Origin of the sequence: Streptomyces sp. NPDC059455 (assembly GCF_042750115.1) — a bacterium.
GTDB lineage: Bacteria > Actinomycetota > Actinomycetes > Streptomycetales > Streptomycetaceae > Streptomyces > Streptomyces endocoffeicus.
On sequence record NZ_JBHYVB010000058.1, the window covers coordinates 1 to 15,492 of the forward strand.

Consider the following 15,492-nt stretch of genomic DNA (forward strand, 5'->3'; position numbering starts at 1 on the left):
CGCCCCAACCCCGGCCCCCCACCCCGCAACACACCACTCAACGACCAGTCGACGAACGCCGACAGCGCCACCTCACACTCCGCCAACCGACCTGCGAACACCGGCGACGAATCCAACAACTCCACCGCCATACCCACCCACTGCGACCCCTGCCCCGGAAACACGAACACCGGACGGGCCTCCGGCACCGCCGCGCCCTCGCCGCGCACCACGCCTGTGGACACCCCACCGGAGGCCAACGCCTCCAGGTGGCCGAGGAGTTGGGTGCGGTCCGCGCCCACCGCCGCGGCGCGGTATTCGAAGGCGGACCGTCCGGTGGCGAGCGAGTGGCCGACATCGGTCGGGGACGCCTCGGGGCGCTCGTGCAGATGCGCCAGCAGCCGCTCCGCCTGCGCCCGCAGGGCCGCTTCACTCCTGCCGGAGAGCACCCAGGGCACGGCGACGCCGCCGAGCGCGGTCCCGTCGAGGGCGGCGGCGCCTTCTTCGTCGTCCTCCCCCTCGGCCGGGGCCTGTTCGAGGATGACATGGGCGTTGGTGCCGCTCACGCCGAACGCGGACACCCCGGCGCGGCGCGGACGGCCGCGCTCGGGCCACTCCCGGGCCTCGGTCAGCAGCTCGACCGCGCCGGAGGACCAGTTGACGGCCGCGGACGCCTGCTCGACGTGGAGTGTCCTCGGCAGCGTCCCGTTGCGCAGCGCCATCACCGTCTTGATGACCCCGCCGACCCCGGCCGCCGCCTGGGTGTGGCCGATGTTGGACTTGAGCGAGCCGAGCCACAGCGGATGGCCGGTGGTGCGGCCCTTGCCGTACGTGGCGAGCAGCGCGCCCGCCTCGATGGGATCGCCGAGCGCGGTGCCCGTGCCGTGGGCCTCGACGGCGTCGACGTCGTCCACCGTGAGCCCGGCGGCGGTCAGTGCCGCCTCGATGACCCGGCGCTGGGCGGGGCCGTTGGGCGCGGCGAGGCCGTTGCTGGCGCCGTCCTGGTTCATGGCGCTGGAGCGCAGCACGGCGAGGACGGGGTGGCCGTTGCGGCGGGCGTCGGACAGCCGTTCCAGCAGCACCATTCCCGCGCCCTCGCCCCAGCCGGTGCCGTCGGCGCCCGCGGCGAAGGACTTGCAGCGGCCGTTGGCGGCCAGTCCGCGCTGATGGCTGAACTCGACGAAGACACCGGGAGTGGCCATGACCGCCACCCCTCCGGCCAGCGCCAGCGAGCATTCGCCGCGGCGCAGCGCCTGGGCCGCCAGATGCATGGTCACCAGTGAGGACGAGCAGGCGGTGTCCAGGGTGATGGCCGGTCCCTCGAGGCCGAGGGTGTAGGAGATCCGGCCGGAGGCCACGCTGGAGACGTTGCCGATGAGCAGATGGCCCTCGACGCTCTGCGGGGCGTGCTGCGGGTCCCCGCCGTACTGGAACGAGGCGAGCCCCACATAGACCCCGGCCCGGGTGCCCTTCAGCGAGAGCGGGTCGATGCCCGCGCGTTCGATCGCCTCCCAGGACACCTCCAGCAGCAGCCGCTGCTGCGGGTCCATGGCCAGCGCCTCGCGCGGGGAGATGCCGAAGAAGGCCGGGTCGAACTGGTCGGCGTCGTGGACGAAGCCGCCTTCGCGGGTGTTGCAGGTGCCGGACCGGCCCGGGTCGGGGTCGTAGAGTCCCTCGACGTCCCAGCCCCGGTTGGCGGGGAACTCCGAGATCGCGTCGCGGCCCTCGGCCACCAGCCGCCACAGGTCCTCCGGCGAGCGGACGCCGCCGGGGAAGCGGCAGCCCATCGAGACGATGGCGATCGGCTCCCGCTCATCGGCCTCGATCCGCTCCAGCCGGTCACGGGCCTGCTTGAGGTCGGAGGAGACCCGCTTGAGGTAGGTGAGGAGTTTCTCTTCGTTCTCGTTCGCCATCAGGAAGCCCCGAATTCGTTGTCGATGAAGTCGAAGACCTCGTCGGCGGTAGCGGAGAGGAGGCCGGTGTCGGGGGACGGCCCGCTGGTGTGGTCCCCGGGCGTGCCGCCCAACTTCGCCATGAGGTCGTTCAGTCGCCCCGTCAGCCGCTCCCGCACCTGGTCGTCTGCCATCAGCTCCGGCAGTGCGGACTCCCACCGGTCCAGGTCGTCGAGGAGGGTGAGCGCGTTCACGGGGCGGGCCGACGGCAGCTCGCCGCGGAGGTACTCGGCCAGTGGCGCGGGCGCCGGATAGTCGAAGACGAGGGTGGCGGGCAGGTCGAGTCCGGTGACCGCGGCCAGCCGGTTGCGCAGTTCGACGGCGGTGAGCGAGTCGAAGCCCAGCTCCTTGAACGGGCGGCCGCCGGCGACCGCGTCGGACGAGGAGTGGCCGAGCACGGCCGCCGCCTGGGCGTGCACCAGGTCCCGCAGCGCCCGGTCCAGGTCTTCGCCCGTCAGGTCCGCGAGGCTCGCCAGGAAGGTGCCCGCCACGTCGTCCGGCCCGGTGGTGTCGGGGGCCGAGGTGGTGGCGAGGGCGTCGCGCACCTCCGGCAGCTCGCCGATCAGCGGCCGGGGGCGCGCGGCGGTGAAGCCTGGGACGAAGCGGTCCCAGCGCACATCGGCGAGGACGAGGGAGGTCTCGCCGGTGTGCAGCGCCTCGCTCAGCGCGGCCACCGCCAACTCCGGTGCCATCGCGGGCAGTCCACGGCGGCTGAGGTGCTCCGCCACCTCGCCGTATTCGATCATGCCGTGGTCGGCCCAGGGGCCCCAGGCCACCGAGGTGGCGGGGAGACCGCGTGCCTCGCGGTGCTCGGCAAGGGCGTCCAGGTAGGCGTTGGCGGCCGCGTAGGCGCTCTGCCCGCCGCTCCCCCAGGTGGCGGCGACGGACGAGAAGAGCACGAACGCCTCGAGGTGGTCCGGGTCCAGCGACGCGTCCAGATGGGCGGCGCCCAGCACCTTGCCGTCGGCCATCTCCGCGAAGTCGGCCACCGTACTGTCGGCGAGCTGGGAGAACTCCACGACGCCCGCGGCGTGGAAGACGGCGTGCACCGGGTCGCCCCCGGTGGTGATCCGGCGCAGCAGCGCCGCCACCTCGTCGCGGTCGCGGACGTCGCACGCCGCCACCGTCACCCGGACACCGCCCTCGCCCAGCGCGACCAGCTCGTCGCGCAGTTCGGCGGCGCCGGGCGCGGCGATGCCACGGCGGCTGGTCAGCACGAGGTGTTCGGCGCCGGAGCGGGCCAGCCAGCGGGCCACCTGGGCGCCGAGCCCGCCGGTGCCCCCGGTGATCAGCACGGTGCCGTGCGGCTTCCAGCTCTCCCGGCCCCGTGTGCGCAGCGGCGCCCGGACGAGCCGTCGGACGAACACCCCGGCGTCGCGGAGGGCGAGTTGGTCCTCCGGGCCGCTGTCGCCGGGGATACCGGGGATGCCGGAGATGCCGGAGATGCCGGAGAGCGCGGCGCACAGCCGGTCCGCCGTCCGTTCGTCGAGGTCCCCGGGGAGGTCGACCAGACCGCCCCACCGCTGGGGGTGCTCCAGGGCAACGACCCGGCCCAGGCCCCAGGTGGCGGCCTGTGCGGGGCTGTCGAGCGGATCCGATCCGCTCACCGAGACAGCGCCGGTGGTGGCGAGCCACAGCGGGGCGGCGATACCGGCGTCGCCCAGTGCCTGGATCAGCCCGACGTTGAGGGCCAGACCGGTGGTGAGCGCGGTGTGTTCGGGGTGCGGATCGTCGTCAAGGGCGAGCAGCGAGAGCACACCGGCCGGTGTGCCACCGGTGTCCGCCTCGTGGCGCAGCCGCGCGGCGAGCGCGTCACGGCTCGCCGTGGCCACGGTGAGGGGCACGACGCGCGCCCCGCGCCGGTCGAGGGCGGCCCCCACGGCGGCGACCTGCGCGCCGTCCGCCCGGCCCTCGGGCACGGCCACCCACCAGGTGCCGGACAGCGGCGCCGTACGCTCCTCGACGGCCACCGGGGACCAGGTGATCCGGTAGCGCCAGGAGTCCACGGTGGCACGGTCGCTCTGGCCCCGGCGCCAGGAGGAGAGCGCGGGCAGCAGTTCACCGAGCCGCGCCTGCTGGTCGATCTCCAGAGTGGTGGTCAGCGCCTCCAGGTCCTCGCGCTCGACGGCCTCCCAGAAGCGGGCCTCCACTGAGGCCGCGTCCGTGGTGGCGGCGACGGTCGGCGTTCCCGGCGTGGCGGGGTCGAACCAGTAGCGCTGCCGCTGGAAGGCGTACGTGGGCAGCTCCACCCGACGCGCACCGCGCCCGGCGAACACCGCTTCCCAGTCGACGTCTCCGCCATGCACGTGTACGTGGGCGACGCCGGAGAGCAGTGCCTCGGTCTCGTCGCGGTCCTTGCGCAGAAGGGGGACGAACGCCGCCGGGCCGGAGACGCATTCCTGGCCCATGGCGGAGAGCACACCGGCCGGGCCGAGCTCCACAAAGCGGGTGACGCCCTGGGCCTCGAGGAACCGTATGCCGTCCCCGAAACGCACCGCCTGACGCACATGGCGCACCCAGTACTCCGGCGAGCACACGTCCTCGCCCGCCAACTCGCCCGTGACGTTCGAGACGATCGCGATGCGCGGCATGGCGTAGGTGATCCGGCCCGCCACCTCGGCGAACTCGTCCAGCATCCCCTCCATCAGCGGCGAGTGGAACGCATGCGAGACGCTCAGCCGCTTGCTCTTGCCCCCCACCGCCTCCGCGACCGCGAGCACCGCCGACTCCTCACCGGAGATCACCGTGGCCGACGGGCCATTGACCGCGGCCACGCTCACCCGGTCCTCATAACCGGCCAGCCGCGGCAGCACCTCGGCCTCCGGGGCCTTCAGCGACACCATCACACCGCTTACGGGCAGCGCCTGCATCAGCCGACCACGCGCCGCGACGAGAGCGGCGGCGTCCCTCAGGGAGAACACCCCCGCCACATGGGCGGCGGCAAGCTCGCCCACCGAGTGCCCCACCAGGAAGTCCGGCGTCAGACCCCAGGACTCGACCAGCCGGAACAGCGCCACTTCCAGGGCGAACAGCCCGGTCTGGGTGAACACCGTCCGGTCCAGCGCCTCGGCGTCCGCACCGAAGACCACCTCCCGAACCGAACCATCGAGGTGACGGTCCAGCTCGGCGCAGACCTCGTCGAACGCCCCCGCGAACACCGGGAACGCGGCGTACAGCTGACGGCCCATGCCGAGCCGTTGAGCGCCCTGCCCGGTGAAGAGGAACGCCGTCCTGCCGTCGTCGTCGGCCACCGTGTCCGGGGTGACGCCCGTGGCGAGTTGTTGCAGGCCGTTCAGCAACTCCTCACGGTCGCGGCCGATGACCGCCGCCCGGTGGCCGAAGGCGGACCGGGTCAGCGCCAGCGAATAGCCCACATCCACCGGATCCAGCCCCGGCCGCGCCGCCACATACGACCGCAGCCGCTCCGCCTGGGCGCGCAACGCGCCCTCGGTACGTCCGGACACCACCCACGGCACCACATCGGCACGCACCGACGGCTCCGGCTCCGCTTCGGTGGCCGGGGCGGCGGGCGGCTCCTCCAGGATGAGGTGGGCGTTGGTGCCGCTGATGCCGAAGGCGGATACCCCGGCGCGCCGCACCCGCTCGCCCGCGGGCCACTCCCTGGCCTCGGTCAGCAGCTCGACCCTCCCGGCCGTCCAGTCCACATGCGGGGTGGGCTCCTTGACGTGGAGCGTCCTGGGCAGCAGGCCGTGGCGCATCGCCATGACCATCTTGATGACACCGGCGCCGCCGGCCGCGCCCTGGGTGTGGCCGATGTTGGACTTCAACGCGCCCAGCCTCAGCGGCTGTTCGGCCTCCCGGCCCTGGCCGTAGGTGGCGAGGATGGCCTGGGCCTCGATCGGGTCGCCGAGCGTGGTGCCGGTGCCATGGGCCTCGACGGCGTCCACCTCGGCGGCCGACAGCCCGGCGTTCGCCAGCGCCTGCCGGATCACCCGCTGCTGGGAGGGGCCGTTGGGGGCGGTGAGGCCGTTGCTGGCACCGTCCTGGTTGACGGCCGAACCGCGCACCAGCGCCAGCACCTCATGGCCGTTGGCCCTGGCGTCGGACAGCCGCTCCAGGAGCACCATGCTGACGCCCTCGCCCCAGCTGGTGCCGTCGGTGTCGGAGGAGAACGCCTTCGACCTGCCGTCGGGGGCGAGCCCGCGCTGCCTGCTGAACTCGATGAACAGGCTCGGCGTCGACATCATCGTCGTGCCACCCGCCAGCGCCATCGAGCATTCGCCCTGGCGCAGCGCCTGCGCCGCCTGGTGGATGGCGACCAGGGAGGAGGAGCACGCGGTGTCGATGGTGAGCGCCGGGCCCTCCCAGCCGAGGGAGTAGGCGATGCGGCCGGAGACCACACTGGCGGCCTTGCCGGTCAGCAGGTAACCCTCCATGTCCTCGGGGATCTCGCCGAGCCGCGAGGCGTAGTCCTGGCCGGTGGAGCCGATGAACACGCCCGCCGTGCTGCCCTTCGTGGAGTGCGGGTCGATCCCGGCGCGCTCCAGCGCCTCCCAGGAGGTCTCCAGCAGCAGCCGCTGCTGGGGGTCCATGGCGAGCGCCTCACGCGGGGAGATCCCGAAGAACTCGGGATCGAAGTCGTAGGCGTCGTAGAGGAAGCCGCCTTCCTTGGCGTAACTCCTCCCCGGCGTATCGGGGTTGGGGTCGTAGAGCTCCTCGACGTTCCAGCCGCGGTCGGTCGGGAAGGTCGAGATCACATCGCGGCCGTCCGCCACCAGCTCCCACAGATCCTCGGGGCCGCGGACCCCGCCGGGCAGTCGGCAGCTCATGGCCACGATGGCGATCGGATCGTCGTCGGCGGGGCGGACGGCGGCCACCACGGCCGCCACTTCCGCCTGCTCGCCCAGTGCCTCGCGCCGCAAGTGGTCCACCAGCACGGCGGGGGTCGGGTAGTCGAAGAGGAGGGTGGTCGGCAGCCGCAGCCCGGTGGCGGCGCCCAGCCGGTTGCGCAACTCCACGGCGGTCAGGGAGTCGAAGCCGACCTCCCGGAAGGCGCGGGTGGCCTCGATGTCCTCCGGGGCGGCGAGCCCCAGCACGCCCGCCGCGTGTTCCCGCACCAAGTCCAGCAGGAACGGGTCCCGGTCGGCCGCCGGCAGGGCGGCCAGCCGCCGCCCGAACGAGCTCTCGTCGCTCTCCGCGGCCCCGCCTCCGCCACCGGCCCGTACGACGCGCCGGACCGGCGTCCGGACCAGGCCGCGCAGATAGGCCGGAACGGCGTCCTGGCCGGGAGTGGCGGCGGCGCTCGCGGCGCGCTTGCGCAGTTCGGCGAGGTCGAGCCGGACGGGTACGAGCGTGGCATCGCCCGCCGCCCGCGCGGCGTCGAAGAGTTCCATGCCCTCCGCGCTGGGCAGCGGACGGATGCCGGAGCGCGCCATGCGCCGCACATCGGCGTCGTCCAGATGCCCGCTCATGCCGCTGCGCTGCTCCCACAGGCCCCAGGCGAGGGACTGGGCGGTCAGGCCGCGGGCCGTGCGGTGCTGGGCGAGGGAGTCCAGGAAGGCGTTGGCGGCGGCGTAGTTGGCCTGTCCGGCGTTGCCGATGGTGGCGACGACGGAGGAGTAGAGCACGAACGCGGCCAGGTCGTGGTCCGCGGTCAGCTCATGCAGATTCCACGCGGCGTCCACCTTGGGCCGCAGCACCCGGTCGAGCCGCTCGGGGTTCAGCGCGTCCACGACGCCGTCGTCGAGCACACCCGCCGCGTGGATCACGGCCGTCAGTGGATGTGCGGCGGGTATCGCACCGAGAAGCCCGGCGAGCGCTTCCCGGTCGGCGGCATCGCAGGCGGCGACGGTGACGGTGGCCCCCAACCCGGCGAGCTCGGAGCGGAGTTCGCCCATACCGTCGGCCGCGGGCCCACGCCGACTGACCAGCAGCAGATGCCGTACGCCGTGCTCGCCCACCAGATGGCGGGCGACGAGCCCACCGAGGGTCCCGGTGGCGCCGGTGATGAGAACGGTGCCTTCGGGGTCCAGCGGTCGGCGGCCATCGGCGGGTCCGGTGGCCCGGGTGGCGACGGCCTCGGCGGCCTTGTTTGCGGCGGCCCTGGTGGCCTCGGTGGCGGCCGCAGTGCCAGTGGCGCCGATCCCCTTGGTGGCGGCAGCCCCGGCGGCCCGGGTGGCGGCGACCTCGGCAGCGCCGGGGCCAGTGGCCCCGGCAGCTCCGGTGGCGGCAACCTCAGCAACCCCAGTGGCGGCGACCCGGGTAAGCCCGCTGGCGTGGGCCCCGGTAAGCCTGGTGGCTGTGCTCTCGGTAGCCGTGGCAAACCTGGTGGCGGCCCCGGCAGCTCCGGTGGCGGGGGCCTCGGCGGTCGCCGTCCCCCTCGCCACCCGCCCCAGCCGGGGCACCCTCACCCGGCCCTCGCGGATCGCGCACTGGGGTTCGCCGGAGGCCATCGCGGCCGGGAGAGCGGTCGCCGACTCCGGTTCGGCGTCGAGGTCGACGAGGACGAAGCGGCCGGGGTGTTCCGACTGGGCCGAGCGCACCAATCCCCATACGGCGCCGTGGGCCACGTCCGGGACCTCTTCGCCGGGGGCGGCCGCGACCGCGCCGCGGGTGACGAACACCAGCCGGGAGGAGGCGAGGCGTTCATCGGAGATCCAGCGCTGGATCAGCGCCAGCGTTCGGTGGGTGGCCGCGTGGGCCGCCTCCGCCACGTCGCCGTCGCCCTCGGCGACGCACGGCACCAGCACCGCGTCCGGCGCATCCGCCGTCTCGTCGTAGGGCACCGCCTCCACGGCCGCGGAGAGCCCGAGCGGGTCGTCGCCGAGCGCCGCCCAGCTCGTCGGAGTCCCGGTCGCGGTGGTGTCCGCGGCGGACACCGCGGGCCACTCCAGGCAGAACAGCGACGGGTGGAGGGCGGAGTGACCGCCGATCGGTTCGGGTGTGGCCACCGCGCGCAGCACGAGCCGCTCCACCGAGGCCACCGGGGCGCCGCTCGGGTCGGCCGCGACGACCGCGTACGTATCGGGACCAGTCGGCGTCAGCCGTACCCGCAGCGCCGTGGCGCCCGTGGCGTGCAGGGCGACACCGCTCCATGCGGCGGCCAGCCGCACCCCGCCGCCGTCACCGCCGTCACCGCCATCGCCACCGTCACCGCCGTCACCGCCGTCACCGCCATCGCCATCGTCGCCGCCGCCCGGGGTTTCCACCGCGTCCAGCGCCGACTCCAGCAGCACCGGGTGCAGTCCGTAGCGTCCGGCGTCGGCCTCCTCGGCCTCGGTCAGCCCGACCTCGACGTAGCGGTCCTCACCGAGTCGCCAGGCGGCTACGGCGCCTCCCGCCACTTCCACCGGGACGGCGTCGGCCGGGGGCCACGCGGCGAGGCCGATGTCGGCTGCCGGGGCACCCGTGCCCAGGACCGCCGTGGCGTACCGCGTCCACGGCTCATCGGAGTCGGCACCCTCGGCGCGCGCGTGGACGCTGAGGGCGCGCGAGCCCCCGCCGTCCGGGGCGCCGACGCGCACCTGGATCACCGCGGCGCCCTTCTCGGGCAGCACCAGCGGCGCGTCCAGGGACAGTTCCTCGATCCGGTCGCAGCCGACCTGGTCGCCCGCGCGGATCGCCAGTTCGGCGAGGGCGCTGCCGGGGAGCACGGCGGCGTCGGGGCCGGTGCGCTCGGTCAGCCAGGGGTGGTCCTGGGCGGAGATCCGGCCGGTGAACAGGTGGTCGTCCGCACCCGCCAGCGGTACCGCCGCGCCGAGCAGCGGATGCCCGGCGGCGTCGAGCCCGGCCGCCGCCACATCGCTCGCCGCGACCGGCTTGTCCAGCCAGTACCGCTGCCGCTGGAACGGATACGTCGGCAGCTCCAGGGCACGCTCACCGCGCCCCGGCGCGCCCCCGAACACCACGTCCCACGACGGTTCGACACCCTGCACGTACGCCTCGGCGAACGAGCCCGCGAAGCGCTCCGGGTCGCCCTCGTCCCGGCGCAGCGTGCCGACGACGACGGCGGTGTTCCCGCCCGCGTCCTCGATGGTCTGCTGGAGCGACATGGCGAGCATGGGGTGCGGGGCGCATTCGACGAACGCCGTGTGGCCGTCGGCCAGCAGCGCCCGGGTGGCCCGCTCGAAGTCCACCGGCTCGCGCATGTTCCGGTACCAGTAGTCGGTGTCCAGCTCGGTGGTGTCCAGCGGCCCGCCGGTCACCGTGGAGTAGTACGCGATCCGCGAGGCGCGCGGCCGCACCCCCGCCACCTCGCGCAGCAGCCGCTCGCGCAACCCGTCGACCTGCGGGGAGTGTCCGGCGGTGTCCACGCCCGGCACCCGGCGGGACTTCACCCCGTCGGCGGCGAGCTCGGCCATGAAGGCGTCCAGGGCCTCCGGGTCGCCGGAGACGGTCACGGTGGCGGGACTGTTGACGGCGGCGATGCCGAGCCGTTCGCTCCACGGCCGCAGCCGCTCCGCGACCGTCCCGGCCGACGCGAGCACCGAGAGCATGCCGCCCTTGCCGCTCAGCTCGGCCCATGCCTGACTGCGCCGGGCCACCACCTTGGCGGCGTCCTGGAGCGAGAGCCCTCCGGCCACGTACGCGGCGGCGATCTCGCCCTGCGAATGCCCCACCACCGCGGCCGGTTCGACGCCGTGACTGCGCCACAGCGCCGCCAGCGACACCATCACCGCGAACAGCGCGGGCTGCACCACGTCGATGCGGGACAGCGACGGCGCGCCCGGCTCACCGCGCAGCACCTCGCGCAACGACCAGTCCAGGAACGGCTCCAGGGCGTCGGCGCACTCCTCCAGCCGCTCCGCGAAGACCGGCGAGGCGTCCCACAGCGGAAGCGCCATCCCGATCCACTGCGAGCCCTGTCCGGGGAAGACGAACACGGTCTTCCGCCGGCCGTCCGCCGTGCCCTGGACCAGATGGGGCGCCGGGGTGCCCTGCGCGAGCGCGCCGAGGCCGTCCAGGAGCCGCTCCCGGTCCCGGCCGAGGATCACCGCCCGGTGACCGAAGGCCGTGCGGGTGGTGGCGAGGGCGTGGCCGAGTGCCGCGAGGTCGGTGCCGGGGTGGTCGGCCAGGTGGTTCCGCAGCTGCTCGGCCCGGGTGCGCAGGGCCTGTTCGGTGCGCCCGGACAGCACCCAGGGCAGCACGGGCAGCCCCGGGGCCGCCGGGCGCGGCTCGTCGTGGCCGGCGGCCGGCTCGGCCGGGGCCTGCTCCAGGATGGCGTGTGCGTTGGTGCCGCTGATGCCGAAGGACGACACGCCCGCGCGCCGCGGCCGCTCGGCCTCCGGCTCCGGCCACGGCCGGGCCTCGGTCAGCAGCTCCACGGCCCCGGACGACCAGTCCACATGCGCCGAGGGCTCGTGTACGTGCAGGGTCTGGGGCAGCACGCCGTGGCGCAGCGCCATCACCATCTTGATGACCCCGGCCACGCCCGCCGCCGCCTGGGGGTGGCCGACGTTGGACTTCAGCGAGCCCAGCCACAGCGGCCGGTCCGCGGCGCGGTCCTGGCCGTACGTGGCCAGCAGCGCGCCCGCCTCGATGGGATCGCCGAGCGCGGTGCCGGTGCCGTGTGCCTCGACCGCGTCCACATCGGCCGTGCTCAGCCCCGCGTCGGCCAGCGCCTGCCGGATGACCCGCTGCTGGGCCGGGCCGCTCGGCGCGGTGAGGCCGTTGCTCGCGCCGTCCTGGTTGGTGGCGGAGCCACGGACCAGCGCCAGCACCTGGTGGCCGTTGCGCCGCGCGTCCGACAGCCGTTCCAGCAGCACCATGCCCACGCCCTCGCCCCAGCCGGTGCCGTTGGCGTCGGACGAGAACGCCTTGCAGCGGCCGTCGGGCGACAGCGCCTTCTGGCGGCTCAGCTCCACGAAGATCCCGGGGCTGGACATCACGGTGGCACCGCCGGCCAGCGCCAGCGAGCACTCGCCCTGGCGCAGCGACCGTACGGCCATGTGCAGGGCCACCAGCGAGGACGAGCAGGCCGTGTCGACGGTGACCGCCGGGCCCTCGAGACCCCAGGTGTAGGCGATCCGGCCGGAGGCGACGCTGGTGGTGCCACCGGTCAGCAGATAGCCCTCGAACCCTTCCGACGCCTCGTCCATCCGCGGCCCGTAGTCCTGCGGCATGGCGCCGACGAACACACCGGCGTCGCTGCCCTTGAGCGTGGTGGGGTCGACCCCGGCGCGCTCGAACGCCTCCCACGCGGTCTCCATCAGCAGCCGCTGCTGGGGGTCCATCGCCTGGGCCTCGCGGGGGCTGATGCCGAAGAAGGCCGGGTCGAACTGGTCGGCCTCGTAGAGGAATCCGCCCTCGCGCACATAGCTGGTGCCGTGGCGGGCCGGGTCCGGGTCGTAGAGCCCCTCCAGATCCCAGCCCCGGTTGGCGGGGAAGCCCGCGATGGCGTCCCGGCCCTCGCTGACCAGCTGCCACAGCTGCTCGGGGGTGCGCACCCCGCCGGGGAGGCGGCAGCTCATCGCCACGATGGCGATCGGGTCGTCGTCGCCCGTGGTGGTCCGGGTGGCGGCCGGGCGCGGGGCCGCGGCCGCCGGGGAGCCCGCCACCACGTCCCGGAGGTGGTGGGAGAGGGCCAGGGGGGTGGGGTGGTCGAAGAGGACGGCCCCGGCGAGCCGCGTTCCGGTGGCGGTGCTGAGGAGGTTGCACAGCTCGACGGACATCAGCGAGTCGAAGCCGAGGTCCTTGAAGATCTTCTCGGGGTCGACGGCGTCGGGTCCCGGGGAGCCCAGGACCCAGGCGGTGTGCGTACGGACCAGCTCCAGCGCCACGCGCTCGCGCTCGGCGGCGTCGGTCAGGGCCGCGAACTCCTCACGCCACGAGAGGGGTTCATCGGTGACGGCGTCCTCGGTGCCGGGGAGGTCGGTCTCCAGCCAGTAGCGCTGCCGCTGGAAGGCGTACGTGGGCAGCTCCACCCGACGCGCACCGCGCCCGGCGAACACCCGCTCCCAGTCGACCTCGCCACCGTGAGCGTGCACCTGGGCGACGCCGGACAGCAGCGCCTCGGTCTCGTCGCGGTCCTTGCGCAGCAGCGGTACGAACGCGGCCGGACCGGAGACACACTCGCGGCCCATGGCGGCGAGCACACCGGCCGGGCCGAGCTCCACAAAGCGGGTGACGCCCTGGGCCTCGAGGAACCGTATGCCGTCCCCGAAACGCACCGCCTGACGCACATGGCGCACCCAGTACTCCGGCGAGCACACCTCCTCGCCCGCCAACTCACCCGTGACGTTCGAAACGATCGCCAGACGCGGCACGGAGTAGCCGATCCGGCCCGCCACCTCGGCGAACTCGTCCAGCATCCCCTCCATCAGCGGCGAGTGGAACGCATGCGAGACACTCAGCCGCTTGCTCTTGCCCCCCACCGCCTCCGCCACCGCGAGCACCGCCGACTCCTCACCGGAGATCACCGTGGCCGACGGGCCATTGACCGCGGCCACGCTCACCCGGTCCTCATAACCGGCCAGCCGCGGCAGCACCTCGGCCTCCGGGGCCTGGAGGGAGACCATCGCACCGCCGCCGGGCAGCGCCTGCATCAGCCGGCCCCGGGCCGCCACCAGCACACAGGCGTCCTCCAGCGAGAACACCCCCGCCACATGCGCCGCCGCCAACTCCCCCACCGAATGGCCCACCAGGAAGTCCGGCGCCAGACCCCAGGACTCGACCAGCCGGAACAGCGCCACTTCCAGGGCGAACAGCCCGGTCTGGGTGAACACCGTCCGGTCCAGCGCCTCGGCGTCCGCACCGAAGACCACCTCCCGAACCGAACCATCGAGGTGACGGTCCAGCTCGGCGCAGACCTCGTCGAACGCCCCCGCGAACACCGGGAACGCGGCGTACAACTCCCGCCCCATGCCGAGCCGTTGAGCACCCTGCCCGGTGAACAGGAACGCCGTCCCACCGTCGCCCGCCACCGCCCCCGGGACCACGCCCGTGGCGAGCTGGTCAAGGCCGTTCAGCAACTCCTCACGGTCGCGGCCGACGAGCGCCGCGCGGTGGCCGAAGGCGGACCGGGTCAGCGCCAGCGAGTAGCCCACATCCACCGGATCCAGCCCCGGCCGCGCCGCCACATACGACCGCAGCCGCTCCGCCTGGGCCCGCAGCGCCGCCGCACCGCGGGCCGACAGCACCCACGGCACGGTGTCGAGGGCCGTCGGGCGCTCCGCGGCCGGGTCGTCGGCGGGCGCCTCCTCCAGCACCATGTGCACATTGGTGCCGCCCATGCCGAACGAGCTGACGCCCGCGAGCCGTGGGGCGTCCGCCTCCGCGGCCCAGGCGTCGAGGGCGGTCTGGACCGTGAGGCCCAGGGTGTCCAGGGGGATCGCGGGGTTCGGCGTCTCGTGGTTGAGGCTCGGGAACAGCTCGCGGTGGGCGAGTGAGAGCACCGTCTTGATGAGGCCGGTGATGCCGGCCGCGCCTTCGAGGTGGCCCACGTTCGTCTTGGCGGAGCCGACCCGCAGGGGCGCGCCGTCCGCCCGGCCGGCGCCGAGGACCGCGCCCAGCGCCGCGGCCTCGACCGGGTCGCCGACCTTGGTGCCGGTGCCGTGCAGTTCGACGTACTGGACCCGTGCGGGGTCGACCCCGGCGCGCTCGTAGGCGGCGCGCAGCATGGCCTCCTGCCCGTGGGCCGCGGGGGTGGTGAGGCTGTCGCCGCCGCCGTCGTTGTTGGCGTCGGAACCGCGGATCACACACAGCACGGGGTCGCCGTCGCGCAGCGCGTCCGGGAGCCGCTTGAGCACGACGAGGCCGCCGCCCTCGCCGCGCACATAGCCGTTGGCGCGGGCGTCGAAGGTGAAGGAGCGGCCATCCGGGGAGAGCGCGCCGAACCGGGAGGCGGCGATGAAGCCGTCGGGGGCGAGATTGAGCTGGACGCCGCCCGCGACGGCGGTCTCGGTCTCGCCGCGCCGCAGGCTCTCGCAGGCCAGGTGCACGGCGGCCAGGGAGGAGGACTGCCCGGTGTCCACGGCCACGCTCGGGCCGCGCAGCCCGAGGGCGTAGGAGACCCGGTTGGCGATGATGCCGCGGTTCAGCCCGGTGAGGGTGTGCTGGGTGATGGCGGCCGGTTCGCCGCGGTGGACCAGGGCCGCGTAGTCGTCGGCGATGGCGCCGATGAAGACGCCGGTGCGGCTGCCCTCGAGTTGCGCGGGGACGAGTCCGGCGTTTTCCAGCGCCTCCCAGCACAGTTCCAGCGCGAGCCGCTGCTGGGGGTCCATCGCCCGTGCCTCTCGGGGTGAAATCCCGAAGAACTCCGGATCGAACTCGGCCGCCCTTTCGACGAACCCGCCGAATCGAATACCGGCGTCCCGGAGCTCATCGGCACACCGGTCCGCCGGGATCTCCGTGATGGCGCTCTCTCCATTGCGCAGCAACTGCCGGAACTCATCCGGGGTCGATGCGCCCGGCACGCGACATGCCATACCGACGACCGCGATGTACCCGTCACGCATCAAGGAGTTCTCCGACATCACGACCTCAGACTCTTCTCTCAGTTGAGATTCCGACGCGACTGGACTGACCATGATCCGGAAGTCGACGGTATGGGGCGCGAGTCGACTCAACCACCCCTAACCGCATCCACCCCTAACCCCGGGTG

2 protein-coding genes are annotated in these 15,492 nt (G+C 73.9%); both read right to left on the minus strand.

Annotation, left to right across the window (positions count from 1 at the left end; translation table 11 throughout):
* A partial coding sequence (locus ACFXB5_RS21750; protein WP_385210321.1) for a type I polyketide synthase occupies nucleotides 1–1,892 on the minus strand: 1,892 nt, incomplete at its 3' end.
* Entirely contained in the window at nucleotides 1,892–15,304 is a 13,413-nt protein-coding gene (locus ACFXB5_RS21755; RefSeq protein WP_385210323.1) for a type I polyketide synthase, read from the minus strand. The genes ACFXB5_RS21750 and ACFXB5_RS21755, both read right to left, overlap by 1 nt.
* Nucleotides 15,305–15,492: the final 188 nt, after the last annotated feature.